Origin of the sequence: Thioalkalivibrio sp. ALE31 (assembly GCF_000377405.1) — a bacterium.
Classification (GTDB): domain Bacteria; phylum Pseudomonadota; class Gammaproteobacteria; order Ectothiorhodospirales; family Ectothiorhodospiraceae; genus Thioalkalivibrio.
Map to the genome: position 1 here is coordinate 572,674 of NZ_KB905020.1, position 22,328 is coordinate 595,001.

A 22,328-nucleotide genomic window follows, 5' to 3' on the forward strand; every position below is an offset into this window, starting at 1 on the left:
TCGGTTGAACCACGGAGTTCTCGGAGGACACGGAGCCAATGGATGAAAAACACCAAAGTACTGGGCTGGGGCGTCAACCAAACCCGAAAGCGGATGGTGCTTCAACGCACTTCCCTTCTCTGTGTCCTCTGTGTTCTCAGTGGTGGAAAAGGGTTTCGCCCTTGAATTTCTTCGTGCCTTCGTGAGCTTCGTGGTGAATAAACGCCCTTGAACGCCGAAGCGCCCGGTCAGTCGTCGACGTCGGCCTCGTCCATCCAGGCGGCCTGGATCGCCTCGAGGATGCGCTCGCCGGAGCGGTTGGGGTCATCGTCGAAGTCCGGCAGGTTCATCACCCACTGGCGCAGGTCCACGAAGTTGATGTTGCGCGGGTCGACGTCCGGGTGTTCGTCGGCCAGCTGCATCGCGATTTCCTGGGTATCGGTCCACTTCATCGCCTTTCCCTCGCTCAGTGGTTCTCGGAGACCTGATTGATAGTGTACTTCGGCAGTTCCACCACGAGGTCCGTGTCCGCGACGATCGCCTGACAGGACAGCCGCGAGTCCGGCTCCAGGCCCCAGGCCTTGTCGAGCATGTCCTCTTCGTCCTCGGTGGCCTCCTCCAGACTGTCCAGCCCCTCGCGCACGTAGACGTGGCAGGTCGTGCAGGCACAGGACTTCTCGCAGGCGTGTTCGATCTCGATCCCGTTTTTCAGGGCGAGATCGCAGATGCTGATGCCCGGCTCGGCCTCGATGGAGGCCCCCTCCGGGCAGATTTCCTCGTGGGGCAGAAAGATTACCTGGGGCATGGTGTCAGTTCCCTGCGTCGTATTCGCTAACGTTGTGTCCGGCGAGCGCGCGCCGGATGCTGTCATTCATGCGCCGCGCGACAAAGGCCTCGGAGGCCTGCTCCACGCGCTTGCGCGCCGCCTCGATGGCGTCGGGGTCGGCCCCCTTCTCGCGTTCGGCGCGCAGGGCGTCGCGCGCCTGCTCGATGGTCTGGCGTTCCGCGGCCTCGAGGTAGCGGTCACCGTCCGTCTCCAGCGCGGCGTCCAGCGCCTCGAGCACGCGGTCGGCCTCGACCTGTTCCTCGCGCAAGCGCCGCGCCTCCATGTCCTCGCGCGCGGAGGAGGCGGAATCGCGCAACATCTGCTCGATCTCGGAATCGGTCAGGCCGTAGCTCGGCTTGACCTCGATATGCGCCTCCACACCCTGGGTCTGCTCGCGTGCCGTTACGTTCAGCAGGCCGTCGGCGTCCACCTGGAAGGTCACGCGAATGCGCGCAGCACCCGCGACCATCGGCGGGATGCCCGACAATGTGAACCGGGCGAGCGAGCGGTTGGCATCGACCACATCGCGTTCGCCCTGCACCACGTGCAGCGACATCGCGGTCTGGCCGTCCTTGAAGGTGGTGAACTCCTGCGCCCGCGTGACCGGGATGGTGGTGTTGCGCGGGACGATGAACTCGACCAGACCGCCCATCGTCTCCAGCCCCAGCGACAGCGGGATCACGTCCAGCAGCACCAGTTCGGTATCCGGCTTGTTGCCGGCGAGGATGTCCGCCTGTTGCGCGGCCCCGATCGCGACCACGCGGTCCGGGTCGATGCCGGCGTGCGGGGTGCGGCCGAAGAAGCCCTCCACCGCCTCGCGCACCGCCGGCATGCGGGTGGAACCACCCACCAGCACCACCTCGTCGATGGCGCCGGGCTCCAGCCCGGCATCCTCCAGCACCTGCCGGCAGGCGGCCATGGTGCGCTCCAGCAACGGCCGCGCCAGCTCCACCAGGGTGTCGCGATCCAGCTCGCCGGACCAGGTGGAGCCGTCGGCGCGCCTGACCTCGACCGGGGTACGCGCGGCATCGGTCAGGGCCTCCTTGGCCTGGCGGGCGGCCAGCAGCACGCGGCGCAGGCGCTGCGGATCGGTCTCTCCGGCCATGCCGGCCTGGTTCAGCAGCCAGTCGGCGATGGCGCGGTCGATGTCGTCGCCGCCCAGGGCGGAATCACCGCCGGTCGCCAGCACCTCGAACACCCCGCGGCGCAGCTGCAGGATAGAGATATCGAACGTACCGCCGCCCAGGTCATAGACGGCAATGGTGTTCTCTTCGCCCTGGTCCAGTCCGTAGGCGACCGCCGCCGCGGTCGGCTCGCTGATCAGGCGGAAGACATTCAGGCCGGCCAGCTGTGCGGCGTCCCGCGTGGCCTGGCGCTGGGCATCGTCGAAGTACGCGGGCACGGTGATCACCACGCCTTCGAGTTCGTCGCCCAAGGTCTCCTCGGCCCGCTGGCGCAGGGTATGCAGGATCTCCGCGGACACCTCCACCGCCGTCTTGTCGCCCGCGGCGGTCTCGATGCGCGGCACGCTGGACTCGCCGGTCTTCAGCCGGAACGGCAGCTCGCCGGACAGCGTGGCGACGTCCGCCGCGCCGCGCCCGATGAGCCTTTTGACCGAGGCGATGGTGTTGTGCGGGTCATCCGCGGCGTGCTCGGCAGCCGCATGCCCCACGCTCACCGCATCCGCGGCATAGTGCACCACCGACGGCAGGATATGCCGACCCTGTTCGTCGGGCAGCGTGTCCGCCTCGCCGCTGCGCACGGTCGCGACCAGCGAGTGGGTCGTGCCGAGGTCGATCCCGGCCGCGAGATGGCGCTGGTGCGGCGCGGACTCGGCTCCGGGTTCGGTGATCTGCAATAACGCCATCGGGTATTCGGCTCCTTCACACGGGCGCGGCGGGTGCTACTTGCCGCGCGCCAGGTTCTGTCGGGTTCGTTTCGTTTCTTCCAGCAGGCGATCGAAGAAGCGCAGCTCCAGCACCCGGTCCTTGGCATCCGGCGCCGGGGTCCCCGGCTCCTTCAGGGCATCCGCCACCTTCGCCCGTGCCTCGGCGCGGGCCTGCGCCAGCTCGGTCGCGACCGCTTCCAGTCCGGCCGCATCCCCGCTCGCCGCGGTCTCCTCCAGGCGTTCACGCCATTCGATCTGCGCCTCGATGAACTCGATGTCCTGACTGGTATCGCGTTCGGGGTCAAAGGCCACCCCGGTCCGTTCCAGCAGGTGCACCGCCCGGCGGTAGTCGTCACCCAGGATCGCGTAGGCCTCGTTCACGTCGGCCGCCACCGCCGCCGCCATGCGGCGCGCCTGGTCACCCTGGCGCACGAAGCGGTCCGGGTGCAGTTCCGCCTGCAGGCGACGAAAGCGCTCGTCCAGCTGTTGCCGGTCGACCTCGAAGGCCACCGGCAGGTCAAACTGCTCGAATGAGTCGTTCATTGCGTCCCTTGCGACGGGCTTGCAAAAGAAAAGGGGTGGTACGACAGCCACCGGGGACGTATCCCCGGGCAACCGCCATGCACCACCCCGCGTGCGAGGCTCAGTCAGATGCTGAAGCTTTCACCGCAGCCGCACCGGGCCTTCTCGTTCGGGTTGTTGAACTTGAACCCCTCGTTCAGGCCTTCCTTGCCGAAGTCCAGCTCGGTGCCATCCAGGTACACAAGGGACTTCGGGTTCACGACCAGCTTCACGCCGCGATCCTCGAACACCGTATCGGTGTCCTCGATATCGTCGGCGAACTCCACCACGTAGGCCATGCCGGAGCAGCCGGTCGTCCTGACGCCCAGCCGAACGCCCACACCCTTGCCCCGCTTCTCGAGGAAGTTGTGGATGCGTTCGGCCGCGGGTTCGGTCACTGTAATCGCCATAGAGCCCTCAGGCAGATTTCTTCTCGGCTTCCGCGGCCTGGCCGTGGCGCTCCTGGTAGTTCGACACCGCCGCCTTGATGGCGTCCTCGGCCAGCACGGAGCAGTGGATCTTCACCGGCGGCAGGGCCAGCTCTTCGGCGATCTGGGTGTTCTTGATCTGGCTCGCCTCTTCCAGGGTCTTGCCACGCACCCATTCGGTGAGCAGCGAGCTGGAGGCGATCGCCGAGCCGCAGCCGTAGGTCTTGAACTTGGCGTCCTCGATGATGCCCTCGTCGTTGACCTTGATCTGCAGCTTCATCACGTCGCCGCAGGCCGGGGCGCCGACCATGCCGGTGCCGACCGTGTCGTCGTTCTTGTCGAAGCTGCCGACGTTGCGCGGATTTTCATAGTGGTCCAGAACCTTGTCACTGTACGCCATGACCGTTCTCCTGTTGCGTGTGTACGCGTTGCGTTAGTGGTGTCGAGCGGGCCCCTAGTGGGCCGCCCACTCGACGGTGCTCAGATCGATGCCGTCCTGGTACATCTCCCACAGCGGGGAGAGCTCGCGCAGCTTGGCGACCGCGGCGCGCACGATCTCGACCGTATGGTCGATCTCCTCCACGGTGGTGTAGCGACCGATGGAGAAGCGGATCGAGCTGTGTGCCAGCTCGTCGTCGCGGCCCAGTGCGCGCAGCACGTAGGACGGCTCCAGGCTGGCCGAGGTGCAGGCCGAGCCGGAGGACACCGCGATGTCGCGCAGCGCCATGATCAGGCTCTCGCCCTCGACGAAGTTGAACGACACGTTCAGGTTGTGCGCGACACGCTGTTCCTGGTCACCGTTCAGGTAGACCTCTTCCATGCCGTCGAGACCGGCCCAGAGGCGGTCGCGCAGCATGCGCACGCGCTCCAGCTCGGGACCCATCTCGGCACCGGCGATCGCGAATGCCTCGCCCATGCCGACGATCTGGTGCGGCGCCAGCGTGCCGGAGCGCATGCCGCGCTCGTGGCCACCGCCGTGCATCTGGGCCTCGATACGCACCCGCGGCTTGCGCCGCACGAACAGCGCGCCGATGCCCTTCGGACCGTAGGTCTTGTGCGCGGAGAAGCTCATCAGGTCTACCGGCAGCTTCGACAGATCGATCGCGACCTTGCCGGTGGACTGCGCGGCGTCCACATGGAACACGATCCCGCGCTCGCGGCACAGGTTGCCGATCGCCTCGATGTCCTGGATGACACCGATCTCGTTGTTCACGTGCATCACCGAGACCACGATGGTGTCGTCACGCATCGCGTCTTCCAGCTCCTGCATGTCGACCAGGCCGTTTTCCTTCACGCCCAGGTAGGTGACCTCGAAGCCTTCGCGCTCAAGCTGGCGCGTGGTGTCCAGCACGGCCTTGTGCTCGGTCTTCACCGTGATGATGTGCTTGCCCTTGCGCTGGTAGAAGTGCGCAGCACCCTTGATCGCCAGGTTGTCGGCCTCGGTCGCGCCGGAGGTCCAGATGATCTCCTTCGGATCGGCGCCCACCAGCTGGGCCACCTGGCCCCGGGCGTTCTCGACCGCCTTCTCCGCGTTCCAGCCAAAACTGTGGCTGCGCGAGGCCGGGTTCCCGAACAGCCCGTCCTTGGTCAGGCAGCCCGCCATCTTTTCCGCCACGCGCTCATCGACCGGCGTGGTGGAGGAATAGTCGAGATAGATCGGCAGTTTCAGGTCACTCATGGGGCGTTAGCTCCTCTCCGCGGCCGTCTCGGCGGCCGCATGGCTTTTGTCGGACGAGGCCTGCAGGGAGGCGCCGTGCATCACGACCTCCTGCACACCGTCTTTTTCCATTTGTTCGCGGTGGCGCTGCAGCACATCCGCCAGCGAGCGGGTACTGAGAAAGTCGTAGACCTGCTGGCTCAGATCGGTCCACAGGTCGTGCGTCAGGCAGCGCGAATCGGAATTGCAGTTGGCCTTGCCACCGCAGCGGGTCACGTCCACCGGCTCGTCCACCGCCACCACGATATCGGCGACGCTGATGCCCTCCGGATCCCGGCTCAGGGCATAGCCTCCGCCCGGCCCGCGGCTGCTGTTCACCAGCCCCTTGCGGCGCAGCCTGGAAAAGAGCTGCTCCAGATAGGACAATGAAAGCTTCTGCCGGCGCGCCACCTCGGCCAGGGATACCGGCCCGTTGCGGGTGTGCATCGCCACATCCAGCATGGCGGTCACGGCGTAGCGGCCTTTGGTCGTCAGTTTCATGGTTGAGTGCACTTGTCGGTCATTTGCCGGCAAGCTTAGCAATACCTGACAAAAACGATCAAGTATTCCCCTGCTGTTTACGTTCTTGTTCGCTCGTGGCGGCTCCCGGGACCTCGCATTCGTCCGGCTCCAGGCCCTCCAGATCGCAGGCCTCCAGCGGGCCGGAATCGTCTTCGCCCAGGGCCTCGCCCGGATCGATCCCGGCGCGCTTGAGCGCCTGGCAGGCCCGCTCCATGCGTTCGTCCAGGTCGTGCACACGCTGAACGATACGGTGGATCGCGTTGGCCACCGGGTCGGGCATGTCGCGCGACAGGCCGTAGGCATCGAAGCCCATGCGGTCGGCCATCTGCTGGAATCGCGGATCGGGCTCGGGCCGTGGCCCGATGACCCGGGCCGGGATGCCGACCGCGGTCGCATCGGCCGGCACGTCCTTCAGTACCACCGCGTTGGAGCCGATGCGCGCATGGTCGCCAACGTGGATCGGGCCCAACAGCTTGGCACCCGCCCCGATGACCACCTCGTTGCCGAGCGTCGGGTGGCGCTTGCCCCCCTCCCAGGTCGTGCCGCCCAGGGTGACCTGGTGATAGATCGTGCAGTCGTCGCCCACCTCGGCGGTCTCGCCGATCACCACGCCCATGCCGTGGTCGATGAAGAAGCGCCTGCCAATGGTCGCACCGGGATGGATCTCGATGCCGGTGAGCCAGCGGCTGAAGTTGCCGACCACCCGGCCCAGCCAGCGCAGGCGATGCGTCCACAGCCAGTGCGCGAGGCGGTGATACCACAGGGCATGCAGCCCGGGGTACGCGGTCAGCACCTCGAAGGCGTTGCGTGCCGCCGGGTCGCGGTCAAACACGCAGCGAATGTCCTCGCGCATCCTGTCAAACATCGGCCGGCCTCATTCCTGAGTATCGCACTAAGGTATCACGTGCCCCGCACGCGCCCTCAGCGGCCCCTTTCCGTGTGCGTCAATATACCGCGCAGCATGCGCACCTCGCTGGCGCTCAGGCCGGCCCGCAGATACAGGTGGCGCAGGCGCCGCATCAGGTGGCGCGGGTTGTCCGGATCGAGCACGTCGATGGTGGTCAGGGCCTGCTCGAAATGCCGGAACAGCCCCTCCATCTCCGCCTGGGTCGCGGGCGGGTCCCGCTCCACCCCGGTCGGCTCGGCTCCGGACACGGCGGGTGCTTCGCCATTCAGCGCCGCCATGCGCAGCGCGTAGGTCATCACCTGAACGCTGCCGGCCAGATTCAGGGAGCTGAAATCGGGGACGGTGGGTATCTGCACAAAGGCATTGCAATGATCGAGTTCGGCGTTGGTCAGACCGCTGTGCTCGCGGCCAAAGACCAGGGCCACCGGCCCCTCGGCGGCGTTCGCCAGCGCCTGCCCGGCCGCGTCAGCGGGCCCCAGAACCGGTACCGAGTGGGTCCGCAGACGGGCGCTGGTCCCCACCACCCAGACACAGTCGCGGATCGCGGCGGCGAGATCCTCGACCACGCGCGCACCCGCCAGCAGATCGTCCGCGCCCGAAGCCAGCGCCGTTGCATCGGCATGCGGGAACCGCTCCGGCGCCACCAGCACGAGGTCGGTCACCCCCATGGCCTTCATCGCACGTGCGGCGGAACCGATGTTGCCGGGGTGCGTCGTGCCCACCAGCACGACCCGCACCCGACCGAGGCGTTCTTCCATTCCCGGGGCCCTGTATTGAACGGTGCGGGATTGTACACGCGCACGGTCACGACTTCCCAAGAAAGAGCCGCTTGTGTATTGTTCGCGGCCTTCCCGCGGCGCGCCACAGGCGCCCGCCGGACACCCCGCAGAACACCAGGAGACCCCCATGCACCCCATGCTGAACACGGCGGTATCGGCGGCCCGCGAGGCCGGACGCATCACCACCCGCGCCTGGGGCCGGCCGGATCGCATGAATACCCGCGAGAAGGCCCGCAACGACTGGGTTTCGGACGTCGACCTCTCGGCGGAACAGGCGATCGTGCAGACCCTGCGCCGCGCCTACCCCGATCACGCGATCATGGCCGAGGAAGGCGGCGAGCAAAGCGGTGCCGACGCCGATTTCGTCTGGATCATCGACCCGCTGGACGGCACCACCAACTACCTGCGCGAGATCCCGCAGTACGGCATCTCCATCGCGCTGAAGCACAAGGGACGGCTGGAACAGGCGGTGGTCTACGACCCGCTGAAGGAAGAGCTCTTCACCGCCACCCGAGGTGCCGGTGCCTTCCTCAACAGCCGCCGCATCCGGGTCTCCGAGCGCAAGGACCTCAACGGCGCGCTTCTGGGTACCGGCATCCCGTTTCGCGAGGGCCAGGACCTGGAACGCTACCTCAGCAGCCTGCGCCACCTGATCCCGGGCACGGCCGGCGTGCGCCGCCCGGGCTCGGCCGCGCTGGATCTGGCCTGGGTCGCCTGCGGGCGCTTCGACGGCTTCTGGGAGATGGGCCTGCAGCCCTGGGACATGGCCGCGGGCCTGCTGCTGGTGCAGGAAGCCGGCGGCGTGGTCAGCGACTGGCAGGGCAACCCGGACGTGATGCGCCGCGGCGACGTCGTCGCCGGCAACCCCAAGGTCCTCAAGGCGATGCTCCAGCGCCTGCACAAGGCCGAAAAGGAAGCCTCCGCCCGCTCCGACACCTGAAGGGCCTGTTGGGTCACCACGAAGCACACGAAGGCACGAAGAAGGTCAAGGGCGGTTGCACCACAGAGAGCACAGAGGACACGGATAAAGGCCGAGTTCGGGTCAAGAACGTCCGTCGCATCGGGGTAAAACCCTCGCGGTCCGCCGAAGCCGCTAAACGCCGCCAAAGCCATCCGCCGACCTGAAAGCCTTCCAAGTTTTCTCCGTGAACTCCGTGTCCTCTGTGGTCAACCCGCCTTTGACCTTGACCTTCTTCGTGCCTTCGTGCGCTTCGTGGTGACCCAACAAGCCCTTCAGCGATCGCGCTGCTGCAGCCAGAGGATCAGGCGGGCGTGGTGGTGCGGGTCGGATTCGATGGCGCGCCCCGGGCGCAGGTCGTATTCCGCGAACGCCGCATCCACCGCTTCGCTGGCATCACGCCACTCCGCGCTGAGCCGGAAGATCAGGGTCGTCGGCGACGGCCGATGGACCGCCGGATGGAAGCGCTGCGAGATCATCCCCGGCAGCGGCGGCTCCGGCTCCGAGCGGAAGCCGTCGTCATCGCGGAAGCGTTCCCAGGCCGCCTCCAGCAGTGCCAGCGCCGGCCCCTGCTCGCCCTCGCCCGTGGCGGGCTTCCAGTCCCGCAGGCCGCGCGCGACAAAGGCGTAATCATTCAGCGTGGCCGTCCCGGCCTGATCCGCGGGCAGCCCCATAAGCGTGGGCAATTGGTCGGGATCGGAAGCGACCTCCAGCAGCCAGCCGTGCACCGCCGCACCCGCCTCTCGGAAGCGCTCGTCATGCTGCGCCCCCTCCGCGAGGGCGGAGAGCAGCAGGCCATGCGCCCCGGTCAGGACCTTTTCGTCCCGCGGCAGGCCGCGCGCCTCGCGCGCCCGGATCAGCATCTCGCGCCCGGCGTTCACCTGCTCGCGAACCTCCGCCTCGTCCAGGTCAAAGCGCTCCGCCAGGGCCTCGACCCCCGCGCCGCGCCGGGGCAGGTAGCCGAGATCGAACACGGAACTCCCCTCCATGCCGAACCACGCGCGCACCAGGTCCGGGTAGTCATGGTCCGCCAGCGCGGACTCCAGATCCGCCTCGGGCCACAGGTAGGCACCCCCCTCACGCCCTTCCTCGTCGACCGCCGACAGGCTGGAGGCGAACCCGCGGAAACCACCCTCGGCGGTATCCGCCTGCTCGCCGGTCTCGTCCTCGCGCAGGGCCATGTCGCGCTTGACGAAGTCGAGGTTCTCCAGCCCCAGCTCGATCCAGTCTTCGCGACCGAAATGCTCACCGGCCCGTAGATACAAAAGCGCGAGCTGGGCCTGATCCTCCAGCATCACCTCGAAGTGGGGCTCGTTCCAGTCCGGCGACTCGGAATAGCGGAAGAAACCTCCCCCCAGCACGTCGCGCAGACCGGAGTGGGCCATCTCGTCGAGCGTGATTTCCAGGAACTCGCCGACCCAGCCAGGCGCGGTGCCCGCCTGCACGGCCTCCAGCATCGCGTGCAGATACGGCGAATGCGGGAACTTGGTGGAGCTGCCGAACCCGCCCTGCAGGTCGTCGGCCTCGCGCTCCAGGCGACTCCACAACACCTGCGGCAGGCGGCCGGCACGGCTTTCCGACAGGGGCTCCTCGCCCGCACGCAGTTGCTGGGTCAGCTCGTCACTGCCGCGCCGCGCCAGATCGACCAGCCGGTCGTAGTCCGCCTCCAGGCGTTCGGTAATGCCGTCGAGGAACTCGGCGAACTGATCGCGCGGGGCATAGACCACGCCGGTCAGTGCATGCCCCTGGGGCGTAACCACCACGTTGAGCGGCCAGCCCGCGCTCCCGGCGGTGGCGCGCTGAAACTCCAGCAGGTAGCTGTCCAGCGCCCCGTCGACCTCGCGATCGACCTTCACCGGGATGAAATTCTCGTTCAGCCGCTCGGCAATGCCCTCGTCCTGGAAGCTCTCTTCCTGCATGACATGGCAGTAGAAGCAGGAGTAGTAACCGCTGGAGATCAACAGCGGCCGCCGCTCCTCCCTGGCCTGTTCCAGCAGGGCCGGATCCCAGGCCCGCCACTGGACGGGGTCGTCCGTGTGCAGCCGGAGGTAGGGCGAGATGCTGTCGGCCATCTCGGGGTTGGCCTGCGCCGCGCCGGGCATCGCGAGGGCTGCGACCAGCAGCGAAACGACCAGACCGGCCCGGCGATTTTCCGGCGTTGCAAACATGTGACCCTCCAGCAGCATCTAGAAAAGGTTGCTACCCTTTGGGACGCGAAGACCGGGAAGGTTCATCCCTGCAGCCCAATGGTCTCCGCGGATCGCATCCGGGATCCGGCACTTGTACATGCGCTGTATAAATGTCGTACAATTTCTCCATGGCGAGCGCAACGCACATCGAACTTCAAGACGAAGAAGGCCTGTACCCGATCCGGCACGTGTGCGCGGAGACGGGCATTAACGACGTGACGCTGCGCGCCTGGGAGCGTCGCTACGGGCTCATTCGTCCCATGCGCACGCCCAAGGGCCACCGGCTCTACAGCCCCGGCGATATCGCCCGCATCAAGCGGATCATGGAACTGCTGGACCAGGGCATCCCGGTCTCCCAGGTCCACCGGGTTCTGGACGACGAACCCGCAGCCGCCACTCCCCGTCCGGATCCGGACGCGACCGAAGACGCCCCGGACACCACCACAACGCCCCGTCATCGCGACAGCCCCGGCCCCGGGATCGCACCCCACACCATGGACCCGGTTGCCGAGGCACTGTACGACTCGGTCACGGATCTGGATGCAGGGGAGCTGGATCGCGTCTACGCCCGGCTGGTCATGCGCCACGGCTGGAATGGCGTGCACGAAAGCGCCTTCCTCGAGGTGTACCGCCGCCTGCGCGAGGAATCCCGACACAATGCCGAGGGCGAGGTCCGCCTGGCGGTGTTCGCCGCCTGGGCCACGGCGGCATTCGCGGACCAGCTGCGCTCGGCCACGCGCGCCTGCGACGACCCGTCCTACCCCTGCCTGGTGCTCGGCGGCGGCCACCAGCAAGTCGGCGGACTGCTGCTGCAGCTTGCCTGCGCCCGCCGCGGCCTGAAGACCCTGCCCCTGTTCGACGCCACCAGCCCCGAGGGCCTGGAGACGCTGATGCGCCGTCTGCGTGCCCCGGCGCTGATCATCCATGGTTCCTCGCAGTTGATGCGCAGCCCCGAACTGCCCCGGGTGGAGGCCATCCTCAACCAAGCCGGACCGCCCTGCTACCTTGCCGGCTCGGCCGCGCTGGAGCTTTCCAAGGTCAAGCACGGCCGCACGGTGGAGGTTCTGCCCGGACCGCCGCTGGAGGCCGCCGCACGACTCTCCCGGCACCTGCCCCAGTAGCCGCCGCGCGCGCCTCCCGGCTCAGTGGCCACCTCCGCCGCATCCGTGCGCACCCTCCTGGTTGTGCTCGGCGACCAGCTCGCCCCCGACCACCCGGTTCTGCAGGAGCTGGACCCCGACCGGGATGCCGTGTGGATGGCCGAGGTGGCCCACGAATCCCGCCACGTCCTCTCGCATGCGGCCCGCACCACCCTGTTTCTGTCGGCGATGCGCCACTTCGCCCGGCAGCTCCGCAAGGCAGGCCTGAGCGTTCACTATCGCCATCTCGGGGAGCACCCCGAGCCAACCCTGGGCGAGGCCCTGGACACCGACCTGGAACGGCTCCAGCCGACCCGGGTGATCGTCCTCCAGCCGGGGGAACATCGTGTATGCCGTCAGCTTGAGGCCACCTGCCGCACCCGGGGCGTGCCACTGGAGGTCCGCGAGGATCCCTGCTTCCTGGTGTCGCAGACGACCTTCGAGCAATGGGCCGGGACGCGCAAGCAGCTGCGCATGGAGTACTTCTACCGCCAGCAGCGAGCCGCCCTGGGCATCCTGATGAATGGCGACGAACCCGCCGGCGGACAGTGGAACTTTGACGCCGACAACCGCGGACATTTCGGCCGGGACGGGCCCGGCCTGCTGCCGCCCCCCGTCGCCTTCGAACCCGACAAGATCACGCGCGAATGCCGGGATGCCGTCGCCCGGTATCTGCCGGAACTGGCGGGCCAGACGGATGCGTTCGACTGGCCGGTCACCCCGGAACAGGCACAACAGGCCCTGGCCGACTTCATCCAGCACCGCCTGCCCCTGTTCGGCACCTATCAGGACGCGATGTGGACCGACCAGCCGTGGCTCTATCACGCCCGCCTGTCCGCCGCGCTCAACCTGCACCTGATCCATCCGCGCTCGGTGATCGACGCGGCGGAACAGGCCTGGCGCGACGGCCATGCGCCGCTCCCCGCGGTCGAGGGGTTCATCCGGCAGATCCTCGGCTGGCGCGAATACGTGCGCGGGCTGTACTTCCACTTTGGCGAGGCCTGGCACGAATGGAACGCCCTGGAGGCGGAGCAGCCGCTGCCGGCCCTCTACTGGGACGCCGACACCTCCATGCAGTGCCTGCACCAGGCCGTGGGCCAGACCCTGAAACGCGGTTATGCGCACCATATCCAGCGACTAATGGTCACCGGGCTGTTCGCCCAGCTCCTGGGCGTGCGCCCGGCCGAGATCCATGCCTGGTATCTGGGTATCTACGTCGATGCCGTGGAGTGGGTGGAACTCCCCAACGTGGTCGGCATGTCGCAGTATGCCGACGGCGGCCGCATGGCCTCCAAGCCGTACGTCGCCACCGGCCGCTACATTCAGCGCATGAGCAACTACTGCCGGCACTGCCCGTTCGACCCGGCCGAGGCCCTCGGTGCGAAGGCCTGTCCGTTCACCACGCTCTACTGGGACTTCCTCGACCGTCACCGCGAGCGCTTCGCCCGCCACCCGCGCACCGCGCTGCAGTGGAAGCACCTCGAGAAGATGGACCCCGAACGCCTGGAGGCCATCCGCGCCCAGGCCCACCACATCCGCAACACACTCGCGCAGGGAGACCGTATTTGATGCCGCGCCCCGGCCCCACCCTCGTCTGGCTGCGCCGCGACCTGCGCCTGGCCGACCAGCCTGCCCTGCACGCCGCCAGCGAGCGCGGCGGGCCGGTCATCCCGGTGTTCATCCATGCCCCGGAGGACGAGGCGCCCTGGCAACCGGGGGCCGCATCCCGCTGGTGGCTGCATCACAGCCTGCAGGCGCTGGACCAGGACCTTAGCAAGAACGGTTCGCGCCTGATCCTGCGCGCCGGCCCCGCCCTTGACACCCTGCGGACCCTGGTACGCGAGACCGGTGCCACTGCCGTCTACTGGAACCGCCTGTACGAGCCCGCCCGGGTCCTGCGCGACCCGGAGATCAAGGCCGGCCTGCGCGCCGATGGCCTCGAAGTCCACAGCTTCAATGCCCACCTGCTGGTCGAGCCCTGGGAGGTCGAAACCGGCCAGGGCCGGCCCTACAAGGTCTTCACCCCATTCTGGAAGGCCTGCCTGCACCGCGGCATTGATCGCGACCCGCTGCCCGCGCCCAACGACCTGCCGCCCCCCGATGCCTGGCCCGCCAGCCTGCGCCCGGAAGACCTCGGACTCCTGCCCGAGATCGACTGGGCCGGGGGCCTGCGCGCCGCCTGGACGCCCGGGGAGGACGCGGCCCACCAGCGGCTGACGCAATTCCTCGACGGCGCGCTGCACGCCTACGCCAGCGAACGCGACCGCCCGGACCATGACGGTACCTCGCGCCTGTCACCGCATCTGCACTTCGGCGAGCTCTCCCCGCGCCAGATCCTGCGCGCCCTGCGCCAAACCGGCCTGCATCCGGACCACGGAGGACCCGAGGCCTTCGTGCGCGAGCTCGGCTGGCGCGACTTCGCCCATCACGTGCTCTATCACTTCCCGCACACCCCGGAACGACCGCTGAACCCGCGCTTCGAGGCCTTCCCCTGGCGCGAGGACGCGGCGGACCTGCGCGCCTGGCAGCAGGGCCGCACTGGGCTCCCGATCGTCGATGCCGCCATGCACCAGTTGTGGGAGACCGGCTGGATGCACAACCGCCTGCGCATGGTGGTCGGCTCCTTCCTGACCAAGAACCTGCGCCTGCACTGGCAGCACGGCGCGCACTGGTTCTGGGACACCCTCGTGGATGCCGACCTCGCCGCCAACACCCTGGGCTGGCAGTGGGCCGGAGGCTGCGGCGCCGATGCCGCGCCCTACTTTCGCGTGTTCAACCCGCAAACCCAGGGCGAACGCCACGACCCCGACGGCGCCTTCGTGCGCCGCTTCGTCCCCGTACTCAAGGACGTCGAAACGCGGTATATTCACGCGCCCGGCGCCAGCGGCGCACGCGGCTATCCGGCCCCCATCGTGGACCTGAAAGCCAGCCGCCAGGCCGCACTCGAGGCCTTCCAGGCCATCAAAGACCACTGATCGAAACAGGCCCCTACCATGAGCTTCTCCGAACAGAACCTGCAGTACCCCAAGGACGTGAGCTACAACTTCAGCCGCTACGACGACACCACCCCGGTACGCGTCACCCACGAGGGCAAGCGCTTCATCGGCCAGCTGCTGAACCACGAGGCTCCCTACCGTATCCGCATCACCGAGGAGGTCGTCAGGCCGGGCGCCTCGCGCTTCATCCCGGTGCGCGAGATCCAGGTCCAGACCCTCGAAGCGGTGGAATATCTGCACAACGGCCACCACGGGCACTAAGCCACTGCCGACGGCCGCGCCCGACTCCGGGCGCGGCCGTTCCCCCGGCGTCGACCCGACATCGCTGCACGCAGCGCGCGCGGGACTGCTACTCTCGTAACAGGATCTCCGCCAAAAGGGACGACTGCCATGCACCGCTTACTTGCATCTTTCCTGCTTGGTGCCCTGCTGCTCCCCGGCCTGGCACTCGCCGACAAACCCGGCGATCAGCGTGCCATTGCCGGCATGGACACCGGGCGCATCCTCTGGGACATCACCATCGGCGAACCCGACCGGCTGATCGCCCGCCTGAGCGTGATCCGCGAGACCTACGACGACATGCAGCGCCAGGGCCTGGAGCCGGAGATGGTGTTTGCCTTCCGGGGCGGCGCGGCGGGGCTGATCGCCCGCTCCACCGACCACCTCGATATCGAGGACGTCTCCACCGTGCGCCATATCCACGAACGGCTGGAGGGCCTGCTGGAACTGGACGGCATCCACATGGAGGCCTGCAGCATTGCCACGCGGCGCTTCGACCTCGAACAGGACGACCTGCTGCCCGGGATTCACCTGGTCGGCAACACGTTCCTCTCGATCATGGGCTACGAAAACCAGGGCTATGCAACCATCCGCATTGACTGACCCCGGCCGCGGAATGCCGGTACAATCAACCCGGACGGAGATGGGGCCCGCCCCTGCACCGCAAATGCGGCGGCGGCCCGGTACACGAACGCCCTGACCGGATCGCGGAAGGCCACAAACGGCCGCTGACGAAGAAGACGGGAGACCTGCTTGGCGCATATGGAAATCACGACCTTCGGCACCGTCGGCGTGCGCGTGGAGGACCGTGACATACCCGCTCTCTCCGGGACGAAACTCGGCCTGCTCCTCACCTATGTGGCGGCCGAGAGCCCGCGGCGTATCCCGCGCGAGGAACTGGCGCGCCTGTTCTGGCCCGACTTGGACGCCGACAGCGCCCGGGTCAACCTGCGCCAGGGCCTGTTCCAGCTGCGTCGCCAGCTACCCGCCGGCGACCCGCCCCTGCTCGACACGACGCCCCGCTATGTGCGCTTCCAGCCGCAAGCGGACTCGCGCATCGACTTCCTCACCCTGCAGCGTGCGCGCTCCGAGCGCCGCACGACCGAGGGGCGGGAGACCACGGCACCCCCGCCGGACCTGGCCATTGTGTGCGAGTACCGCGGACACTTCCTCGAGGGCCTGCGCGCCCTGCAGGACCTGCCGGAACTATCCGCCTGGGCCCAGTCCCAGCGCGACCATCACTGGCAGAATCTTCTGGTCTTCATCGGCCACAATCTCCCCGAACTCGCCAAGCCCAACGAGGGCGAACCCCTGCTGGCCGAGCTCCACCGCCTGCTGGCCATGGAGCCCCACGACGAGACCCTGCACCACCTCCTGATGAAGGCCCTGGCGGCCAGCGGCCACCCCAAGCGCGCGCTCGAGCACTATGCCCACCTGGAGGCCGAGGCCGGCAAGCCCCCGGGCGAACTGCTGGCGCGCACGCGCGAGGAAATCCTGGGCGCCGAACGCGCCGAGGCCAGCCATCAGCACGCCAGCCCCGAGGATGCCGAGCCCGCCACCCTGCGCCCCGAGCGCCGTCGGGTCACGGTCGTGGCCTGCCATGTACAGCCCGATGCCGACGCCGACATCGAGATCCAGCAGCAACAGGTCAACCGCACGCTGGAGCATGTCGACTTCGTCCTGTTGAGCCACCACGGCCATGTCGTGCCCTCGCCCGGCCATGGCCTGCTCGCCTATTTCGGCTATCCCGCCGGACGCGAAGAGGCGACGGTCGACGCCGTGCATGCCGCCTGGCAGGCGCTGGAGAGCGCCCCCGGTGACTGCCAGCTGCGCCTCGCCGTGGATACCGACCTGATCGTCACCGGCGCCGACCCGGATCTGCCCGACCCCGCCGGCCAGCTCACCGCCCGCGTACACGAGTGCGCCCAGCGCGCCGACCCCGGCACCCTGCGCGTCAGCGCACCCACCCATGCCCGCGTGTCCGGCTACTTCAGCTTCCGCGAGGCGGAGGACGGCACGGGCGCCTACCGCGTCACCGGCGATCCCGGTCCGCTGGACCGCGTGGATGCCCAGACCCTGCGTGGCCTGACGCCGCTGACCGGCCGCAGCCCGGAACTGCAGGCACTGCGTAGCCACTGGGATCAGGTGCTCGACCGCGACGAGGTCCGCTTCGTGCTGGTTCAGGGCGAGGCCGGTCTGGGCAAGAGCCGCCTGGCCCGCGGGCTCGATCTCCAGGTCCGCGGCCAGGCCCGCTCACGCTACCTGCTCAAGTGCCGTGAAGACCGCGCCCGCCAGCTCCTGGCCCCGGTACGCCAGGCCTTCGCCACCTGGATGGGACACGACACCCTGCGCGATGCCCGGAAGCGCCGACTCGCCGGCGCCCTCAAGCATGCCGGGGTCGCCCCGGAGCTTGCGCCACGCCTGGCCCACTGGCTCACCCATCCGGACGCCGACGGTCCCGAAAGCCTCGCCCACGAAGGGCTGGACCGCGACCGCATCATCGACACCCTGGTCGAACTGGTGCAGCGGCGCGCCGCCCACGGTCCGACCCTCCTGATCTGCGACGATCTCCACTGGATGGACTCGGGCACGGCGGAGTTCCTGCGCCGGCTGTACCAGCGCCTGCAGCACCAGCCCCTGATGGCCATCCTGACCGCGCGCATGAGCTTCCGCTCCTCCTGGCGCGATCTCTCGCTGCAGCACATCCGCCTGCACGGCCTGGACGATGCCGCCGCCCGCGACCTGGTCGATCGCCTGGACCCCCACGGCCGCCTGGCCAGCGGCCTGCGCGACCAGCTGGTCGAACGCGGCGAAGGCGTGCCGCTGTTCCTCGAGGAACTCACGCGGTATGCCCTGGAGGCTGCCCGCAGCGGTCAGCTCCCGGACACCCTGCCACCCGGTCTCTCCAACCTGCTGGTCGCACGCCTGGAACAGCTGGGCAGCGCCCGGGAACTGGCCCACTCGGCCGCAGTCATCGGCCGCGACTTCGATACCCGCATCCTCAGCCGACTGCGTGGTCAACCCGCCGACACCATCCGGCGGCAGCTGACCCGGCTGACCGGAAAGGGATTCATCGAACCCGCCGGCATGGTGGACGGCGTGCGCTATCGCTTCCGCCACGCCCTGTTCCGTCAGGCGGCCTACGAGTCGATGCTGCTGAGTGAACGCACGCGCCTGCACGGCCAGCTGGCCGACCTGATGCAGGAAGACGGCGAGAACGGCATGCAGACCGCGGACTGGGGCCGCATCGCCAGCCACCTCTACCATGCCGCTCGCTACCCCGAGGCGGTCAGCGCCTGGCTGCATGCCGGCGAGGCGGCGTTCGCGCGCGGCCTCCTGCCCGAGGCCTCGCACTACTTCGAGGATGCCCTGGCCTGCCTGGAGCGCCATCCGGAGGCTCACAAGGAACATGAGCCGACGGATTTGGAACACAACACGCTGCGCGCCCTCGGCGGGCTCGGCGCGTCCAATCTGGCCCTGCTGGGCTATGGCTCACGCACGGTCAATGACATCTTCGAACGGGCCATGCACCTGACCGCGCCGGAGCAGGATCCGGTGCAGTACTTCCGCGTGCTGTGGGGTTTGTGGCACGGCGCCGGCTCCTGGCATGGCTTCACCGAGGCCCACCGTCTCGCCGGGGAGATGGAACAGCTCGCCGAGCGATCCGGCGACCGCCTGCTGCGGATCGCCGCCCATTACGTACAGGGCAACACCCACTTCTGGACCGGTCGCTTCGCCGAGGCCCTGGAACATCAGACCCGGGCGGTGGAGCTCTATCGCGAGGAAGACCACGCCGCCCTGGTAGCCCGGCACACCGAGAACCCGGCCATCAGCGCGCGCGGCTTCATGGCCTGGACGCTGCTCCACCTGGGGAACCACGCGCGCGCCTGGGCCGAGATGGACACCGCCTGCGAGCAGGCGGTCGCACTCGGCCATCGGCCCACCGAGGCCTTCGTGCAGGCCTTCCGCGCCGTGCTCGGCTTCTACAGCGGGGATCCGGACTCCACCCTGCCGGCGGCACGCCGAACGCTCGCCATCGCGCACGATTACGACTACCCGCTGTGGCGCGCCGCCGGCATCACCCTCGAGAGCTGGGCCCTCGCCCGCCAGGGACAGGGCGACGCCTGCCAGGCCATAAAGCAGCAGGTGGAGGCCATGCGTCACATCATGGACGGGGTCAACACCATCTTCCAGTACATCCTGCTGGACGCCCTGCAGGCCAGCGGCGCCGCGGCGGACCAACGCCTGAGCGTCGCCGACGACGCCCTGGCCGGCTGCCGCAAGCGGGGCGACCTCGCGTTCGAAGCGCCGGTCCGGCGCCTGCGCGCCGTGGCCCTGCTCGACCAGAGCCAGGGACGCGACGAAGAAGGCTGGCACGAACTCGAGCGCGCCCGCCGTATCGCCCACGAACAGGGCAACCCCAATATCGAGCGCCAGGCCCTACTGGACCATGCGCGCTACGCCACGGACCCCCAGGTGCAGTCCTGGGCCGAGCGCGAACTCCTGCGCATCAACCACTGCATCATCCCCCGCCCGCACCCCGACGAACCCCGCCAGCGCGACCCCCGCCTCGCCTGAGGCCGGACACGATCCAGCGAACGGGGCAGACCGCAACCGGGGCCGCGGCGGTGGTGCTGCCACCACCCAAAAAAGAAAAGGCCCGAACCTTCCGGTTCGGGCCTTCTCGGGATATGGCGTCCCCACGGGGATTCGAACCCCGGTCGCCGCCGTGAAAGGGCGGTGTCCTAGGCCTCTAGACGATGGGGACGTAGAGGCAACGTCTTGTTGCTATTCCGGTGGGCCTTTGGGCCGGTCTTCTTCGCTACCCGGTGGCCGATGCAGAAGCGTCGTCACCAGACCGTTGAATACCAGCAAAAACCCGATCGGTACCAGCGCGATGAGGGGCTTGGACCAGGTCTGTTCCCCGGTGAGCATCAGCCCGAATCCGCCGATCAATCCGACTACTGCCAGCACCAATCCAACGTAGAGTGATATGACCCCGAAACGATGCATTGATGAACTCGCAAATCACCTGAGTGGTGGAGCCAGGCGGGATCGAACCGCCGACCTCCTGCATGCCATGCAGGCGCTCTCCCAGCTGAGCTATGGCCCCGTGTCAGGCGAGCGCGTACTGTAGCCAGCACCCCGAAATGTGTCAACCCGCTTCGGCGGAAATTTTCGCCAGCGCGCGGTCGATGCGGGCCAGGGCGCGCTCGCGCCCGATGAGCACCAGCGTATCATCGATAGGCGGGGAGACCGTACCCCCGGTGAGGGCCACGCGCAGCGGCTGTGCGACCTTGCCGAGCTTCAACTCCAGGCGCTCGCCGGTATGCACCACCACCTCGTGCAGCGGCTCCTTTTCCCAGGCGCCCAGTGCGCTGAACCCGTCGTGCAGGGTCTGCAGCACGGGCTTTGCCTCGGCGGTCAGCTGCTTGCGTGCGGCCTTCTCGTCGTAGTCCTCGAACTCGCGATAGAAGTACACGCTGTTCTCGGCCATCTCGCGCAGCGTGCGCGCGCGTTCGCGCTGCGCGATCACCACATCGCGCATCGCCGGACCATTGGCCGGATCGATGCCCAGCTGGCCCAGGTGCCAGCCGAACTCCAGCGCCACATGATCCGGGTCCAGCGTCTTGATGTAGTGCTGGTTCAGCCACAGGAGCTTGTCGGGGTTGATCGCCGAGGCGGACTGGTTGACGTCCTCGATATCGAACAGCCGCACCAGTTCGTCCACCGAGAAGATCTCCTGGTCGCCGTGGGCCCAGCCCAGGCGCACCAGGTAGTTCAGCAGCGCCTCCGGCAGGTAGCCCTCGTCACGGTACTGCATCACCGAGACCGCGCCGTGGCGCTTGGACAGCTTGGCACCGTCCGGGCCCATGATCATCGGCAGGTGGCCGTAGCGCGGCGGTTCCACGCCCAGCGCTTTCAGGATGTTGATCTGGCGCGGGGTATTGTTCAGGTGGTCATCGCCACGGACCACATGGGTGATCCCCATGTCCATGTCGTCGACCACCACCGTCAGGTTGTAGGTCGGCGAGCCGTCGGAGCGGGCGATGATCAGGTCGTCCAGCTCGCTGTTCTGGAACGCGACCTTGCCGCGCACCATGTCATCGACGACGGTCACGCCCTCGTCCGGCGTGCGAAAGCGGATGACCGGCTCCACGCCCTCGCGCGGCTCGGTGCGCGCACGGCAACGACCGTCATAGCGTGGCTTTTCCTTGCGCGCCTTCTGCTCCTCGCGCATCGCGTCCAGCTCTTCCTTGGTGCAGTAGCAGCGATAGGCCTGGCCTGCGGCCATCAACTCGTCGATCACTTCCTTGTACCGGTCGAAGCGTTCCGTCTGGTAGAACGGCCCGTGATCGTAGGTCAGCCCCAGCCAGTTCATGCCCTCGAGGATCGCATTCACCGACTCCGCGGTGCTGCGCTCCAGATCGGTGTCCTCGATCCGCAGTACGAACTCGCCACCGTGGTGGCGGGCGTACAGCCAGGAGAACAGCGCGGTGCGGGCACCGCCAATATGCAGATAGCCGGTCGGACTGGGGGCAAAACGGGTGCGAAAACTCATGCGGGCTACTCGTCTCGATCGGGAGGTGGAAAACGAAGGCGCATAGGGTAGCAGAACGCCACTGCACTGCCGCGCGGACCGCCGACTATACTCGAAATGAGTACACAGACCGGCCGAACCCGGGCCCAAGGAGTACCCATGAATACCGCTCTTACTCGGCTCTCCACGCTGCTCGTGCTGACGGGAGGCCTCGCGCTGGCCGGAAGTGCCATGGGCAGCGACCGCATCGCGCCGCCGGATGGCGCGAAGGTCTATTTCATCAGCCCGCAGGATGGCGAAACGCTCGAAAGCCCGGTGCGGGTCCAGATGGGCCTGCGCGGCATGGGTGTCGCCCCGGCCGGTGTGGAGATGGACAACACCGGCCACCACCACCTGCTGGTGAACAAGCCGCTCGACGAGGTGGACCTGGACGCCTCGCTGCCCTTCTCCGACCACAAGCGCCATTTCGGCGGCGGGCAGACCGAGGGCGAGCTGGAACTGGAACCCGGCGAATACACCCTGCAACTGCTGTTCATGGACTACCGTCACATCAGCTTCGACCCGCCCGTTGTCTCCGAGAAGATCACGATTACGGTGGAATAGATCTGTACCACCCCATCAAAAAGCCCCCCTCCGTTTC

Annotated in this window: 21 protein-coding genes and 2 tRNA genes; 8 read left to right on the forward strand and 15 right to left on the reverse strand. The window is 67.9% G+C overall.

Annotated elements, in window-relative coordinates; genetic code table 11:
- Positions 1–227: 227 nt before the first annotated feature.
- The 10 genes from iscX to D103_RS0102675 form a co-directional block, all read right to left on the reverse strand.
- Positions 228–431, reverse strand: a complete 204-nt coding sequence (gene iscX, locus D103_RS0102630) for a Fe-S cluster assembly protein IscX (protein WP_018866822.1) — start codon at positions 429–431, stop codon at positions 228–230.
- Positions 432–445: 14 nt separating this feature from the next.
- Entirely contained in the window at positions 446–784 is a 339-nt protein-coding gene (fdx, locus tag D103_RS0102635) for an ISC system 2Fe-2S type ferredoxin (protein ID WP_018866823.1), read from the reverse strand.
- Positions 785–788: 4 nt separating this feature from the next.
- Positions 789–2,672 (reverse strand): Fe-S protein assembly chaperone HscA, encoded by a 1,884-nt coding sequence (hscA, locus tag D103_RS0102640; RefSeq protein ID WP_019592974.1) that lies wholly within the window; start codon positions 2,670–2,672, stop codon positions 789–791.
- Positions 2,673–2,708: 36 nt separating this feature from the next.
- A complete protein-coding gene (hscB, locus tag D103_RS0102645; protein WP_018875725.1) occupies positions 2,709–3,236 on the reverse strand; it encodes a Fe-S protein assembly co-chaperone HscB in 528 nt (175 codons plus the stop codon).
- A 104-nt stretch (positions 3,237–3,340) separates the two neighbouring features.
- Complete coding sequence (gene iscA / locus D103_RS0102650) at positions 3,341–3,664, reverse strand: iron-sulfur cluster assembly protein IscA (protein ID WP_018875726.1); 324 nt, start codon at positions 3,662–3,664, stop codon at positions 3,341–3,343.
- Between the two features lie 7 nt (positions 3,665–3,671).
- The gene (iscU, locus tag D103_RS0102655; protein ID WP_018866826.1) at positions 3,672–4,082 is read right to left on the reverse strand and encodes a Fe-S cluster assembly scaffold IscU; all 411 of its coding nucleotides are present in this window, start codon (positions 4,080–4,082) and stop codon (positions 3,672–3,674) included.
- Between the two features lie 54 nt (positions 4,083–4,136).
- Positions 4,137–5,360 carry an IscS subfamily cysteine desulfurase gene (locus D103_RS0102660; RefSeq protein WP_018866827.1) on the reverse strand — a complete coding sequence of 408 codons (1,224 nt, stop codon included), beginning with the start codon at positions 5,358–5,360 and terminating at the stop codon, positions 4,137–4,139.
- 6 nt (positions 5,361–5,366) lie between these two features.
- Positions 5,367–5,879, reverse strand: coding sequence for an Rrf2 family transcriptional regulator (locus tag D103_RS0102665; protein WP_018875727.1), 513 nt, complete (start codon positions 5,877–5,879; stop codon positions 5,367–5,369).
- 58 nt (positions 5,880–5,937) lie between these two features.
- The gene (gene cysE, locus D103_RS0102670) at positions 5,938–6,765 is read right to left on the reverse strand and encodes a serine O-acetyltransferase (RefSeq protein ID WP_196799349.1); all 828 of its coding nucleotides are present in this window, start codon (positions 6,763–6,765) and stop codon (positions 5,938–5,940) included.
- Positions 6,766–6,821: 56 nt separating this feature from the next.
- Positions 6,822–7,565: an RNA methyltransferase gene (locus D103_RS0102675; protein WP_018875728.1), complete on the reverse strand. Its 744-nt coding sequence runs from the start codon at positions 7,563–7,565 to the stop codon at positions 6,822–6,824.
- 148 nt (positions 7,566–7,713) lie between these two features.
- Here D103_RS0102675 and D103_RS0102680 point away from each other — a divergent pair, with 148 nt between their 5' ends.
- Positions 7,714–8,526: an inositol monophosphatase family protein gene (locus D103_RS0102680; protein WP_018875729.1), complete on the forward strand. Its 813-nt coding sequence runs from the start codon at positions 7,714–7,716 to the stop codon at positions 8,524–8,526.
- A 293-nt stretch (positions 8,527–8,819) separates the two neighbouring features.
- Here D103_RS0102680 and D103_RS0102685 read toward each other — a convergent pair whose 3' ends face one another.
- Positions 8,820–10,730 (reverse strand): thioredoxin domain-containing protein, encoded by a 1,911-nt coding sequence (locus D103_RS0102685; protein WP_018875730.1) that lies wholly within the window; start codon positions 10,728–10,730, stop codon positions 8,820–8,822.
- 113 nt (positions 10,731–10,843) lie between these two features.
- On the opposite strand from D103_RS0102685, the gene D103_RS0102690 reads away from it, so the two are divergent.
- The 6 genes from D103_RS0102690 to D103_RS0102715 all read left to right on the forward strand — a co-directional run bounded on the left by D103_RS0102690 (position 10,844) and on the right by D103_RS0102715 (position 19,725).
- Positions 10,844–11,854, forward strand: coding sequence for a MerR family transcriptional regulator (locus D103_RS0102690; protein ID WP_018875731.1), 1,011 nt, complete (start codon positions 10,844–10,846; stop codon positions 11,852–11,854).
- Between the two features lie 24 nt (positions 11,855–11,878).
- Complete coding sequence (locus D103_RS0102695) at positions 11,879–13,441, forward strand: cryptochrome/photolyase family protein (protein ID WP_018875732.1); 1,563 nt, start codon at positions 11,879–11,881, stop codon at positions 13,439–13,441.
- The gene (locus D103_RS0102700; RefSeq protein WP_018875733.1) at positions 13,441–14,847 is read left to right on the forward strand and encodes a deoxyribodipyrimidine photo-lyase; all 1,407 of its coding nucleotides are present in this window, start codon (positions 13,441–13,443) and stop codon (positions 14,845–14,847) included. Before D103_RS0102695 ends, D103_RS0102700 begins: the two co-directional genes overlap by 1 nt.
- Positions 14,848–14,865: 18 nt before the next feature.
- The gene (locus tag D103_RS0102705) at positions 14,866–15,129 is read left to right on the forward strand and encodes a hypothetical protein (protein ID WP_018875734.1); all 264 of its coding nucleotides are present in this window, start codon (positions 14,866–14,868) and stop codon (positions 15,127–15,129) included.
- 129 nt (positions 15,130–15,258) lie between these two features.
- Positions 15,259–15,750 carry a hypothetical protein gene (locus D103_RS0102710; protein WP_018875735.1) on the forward strand — a complete coding sequence of 164 codons (492 nt, stop codon included), beginning with the start codon at positions 15,259–15,261 and terminating at the stop codon, positions 15,748–15,750.
- 159 nt (positions 15,751–15,909) lie between these two features.
- Positions 15,910–19,725 (forward strand): AAA family ATPase, encoded by a 3,816-nt coding sequence (locus tag D103_RS0102715; RefSeq protein WP_018875736.1) that lies wholly within the window; start codon positions 15,910–15,912, stop codon positions 19,723–19,725.
- A gap of 114 nt (positions 19,726–19,839) precedes the next feature.
- On the opposite strand, the gene D103_RS0102720 is transcribed toward D103_RS0102715, so the two are convergent.
- From D103_RS0102720 to gltX, 4 genes are all read right to left on the reverse strand, one after another.
- Positions 19,840–19,915 (reverse strand) — tRNA-Glu (locus D103_RS0102720).
- A 20-nt stretch (positions 19,916–19,935) separates the two neighbouring features.
- Positions 19,936–20,160: a hypothetical protein gene (locus tag D103_RS13670; RefSeq protein WP_026279239.1), complete on the reverse strand. Its 225-nt coding sequence runs from the start codon at positions 20,158–20,160 to the stop codon at positions 19,936–19,938.
- A gap of 24 nt (positions 20,161–20,184) precedes the next feature.
- Positions 20,185–20,260, reverse strand: a tRNA-Ala gene (locus D103_RS0102725).
- 42 nt (positions 20,261–20,302) lie between these two features.
- A complete protein-coding gene (gene gltX, locus D103_RS0102730) occupies positions 20,303–21,709 on the reverse strand; it encodes a glutamate--tRNA ligase (RefSeq protein WP_018875737.1) in 1,407 nt (468 codons plus the stop codon).
- Positions 21,710–21,847: 138 nt separating this feature from the next.
- Here gltX and D103_RS0102735 point away from each other — a divergent pair, with 138 nt between their 5' ends.
- Positions 21,848–22,291, forward strand: a complete 444-nt coding sequence (locus D103_RS0102735) for a DUF4399 domain-containing protein (protein WP_026280243.1) — start codon at positions 21,848–21,850, stop codon at positions 22,289–22,291.
- Positions 22,292–22,328: the final 37 nt, after the last annotated feature.

Coding starts and splice junctions, on each gene's coding strand:
- iscX (WP_018866822.1), bottom strand. CDS start 431: ATGAAGTGGACCGATACCCAGGAAATCGCGATGCAGCTGGCCGACGAA.
- fdx (WP_018866823.1), bottom strand. CDS start 784: ATGCCCCAGGTAATCTTTCTGCCCCACGAGGAAATCTGCCCGGAGGGG.
- hscA (WP_019592974.1), bottom strand. CDS start 2,672: ATGGCGTTATTGCAGATCACCGAACCCGGAGCCGAGTCCGCGCCGCAC.
- hscB (WP_018875725.1), bottom strand. CDS start 3,236: ATGAACGACTCATTCGAGCAGTTTGACCTGCCGGTGGCCTTCGAGGTC.
- iscA (WP_018875726.1), bottom strand. CDS start 3,664: ATGGCGATTACAGTGACCGAACCCGCGGCCGAACGCATCCACAACTTC.
- iscU (WP_018866826.1), bottom strand. CDS start 4,082: ATGGCGTACAGTGACAAGGTTCTGGACCACTATGAAAATCCGCGCAAC.
- D103_RS0102660 (WP_018866827.1), bottom strand. CDS start 5,360: ATGAGTGACCTGAAACTGCCGATCTATCTCGACTATTCCTCCACCACG.
- D103_RS0102665 (WP_018875727.1), bottom strand. CDS start 5,879: ATGAAACTGACGACCAAAGGCCGCTACGCCGTGACCGCCATGCTGGAT.
- cysE (WP_196799349.1), bottom strand. CDS start 6,765: ATGTTTGACAGGATGCGCGAGGACATTCGCTGCGTGTTTGACCGCGAC.
- D103_RS0102675 (WP_018875728.1), bottom strand. CDS start 7,565: ATGGAAGAACGCCTCGGTCGGGTGCGGGTCGTGCTGGTGGGCACGACG.
- D103_RS0102680 (WP_018875729.1), top strand. CDS start 7,714: ATGCACCCCATGCTGAACACGGCGGTATCGGCGGCCCGCGAGGCCGGA.
- D103_RS0102685 (WP_018875730.1), bottom strand. CDS start 10,730: ATGCTGCTGGAGGGTCACATGTTTGCAACGCCGGAAAATCGCCGGGCC.
- D103_RS0102690 (WP_018875731.1), top strand. CDS start 10,844: ATGTCGTACAATTTCTCCATGGCGAGCGCAACGCACATCGAACTTCAA.
- D103_RS0102700 (WP_018875733.1), top strand. CDS start 13,441: ATGCCGCGCCCCGGCCCCACCCTCGTCTGGCTGCGCCGCGACCTGCGC.
- D103_RS0102705 (WP_018875734.1), top strand. CDS start 14,866: ATGAGCTTCTCCGAACAGAACCTGCAGTACCCCAAGGACGTGAGCTAC.
- D103_RS0102710 (WP_018875735.1), top strand. CDS start 15,259: ATGCACCGCTTACTTGCATCTTTCCTGCTTGGTGCCCTGCTGCTCCCC.
- D103_RS0102715 (WP_018875736.1), top strand. CDS start 15,910: ATGGAAATCACGACCTTCGGCACCGTCGGCGTGCGCGTGGAGGACCGT.
- D103_RS13670 (WP_026279239.1), bottom strand. CDS start 20,160: ATGCATCGTTTCGGGGTCATATCACTCTACGTTGGATTGGTGCTGGCA.
- gltX (WP_018875737.1), bottom strand. CDS start 21,709: ATGAGTTTTCGCACCCGTTTTGCCCCCAGTCCGACCGGCTATCTGCAT.
- D103_RS0102735 (WP_026280243.1), top strand. CDS start 21,848: ATGAATACCGCTCTTACTCGGCTCTCCACGCTGCTCGTGCTGACGGGA.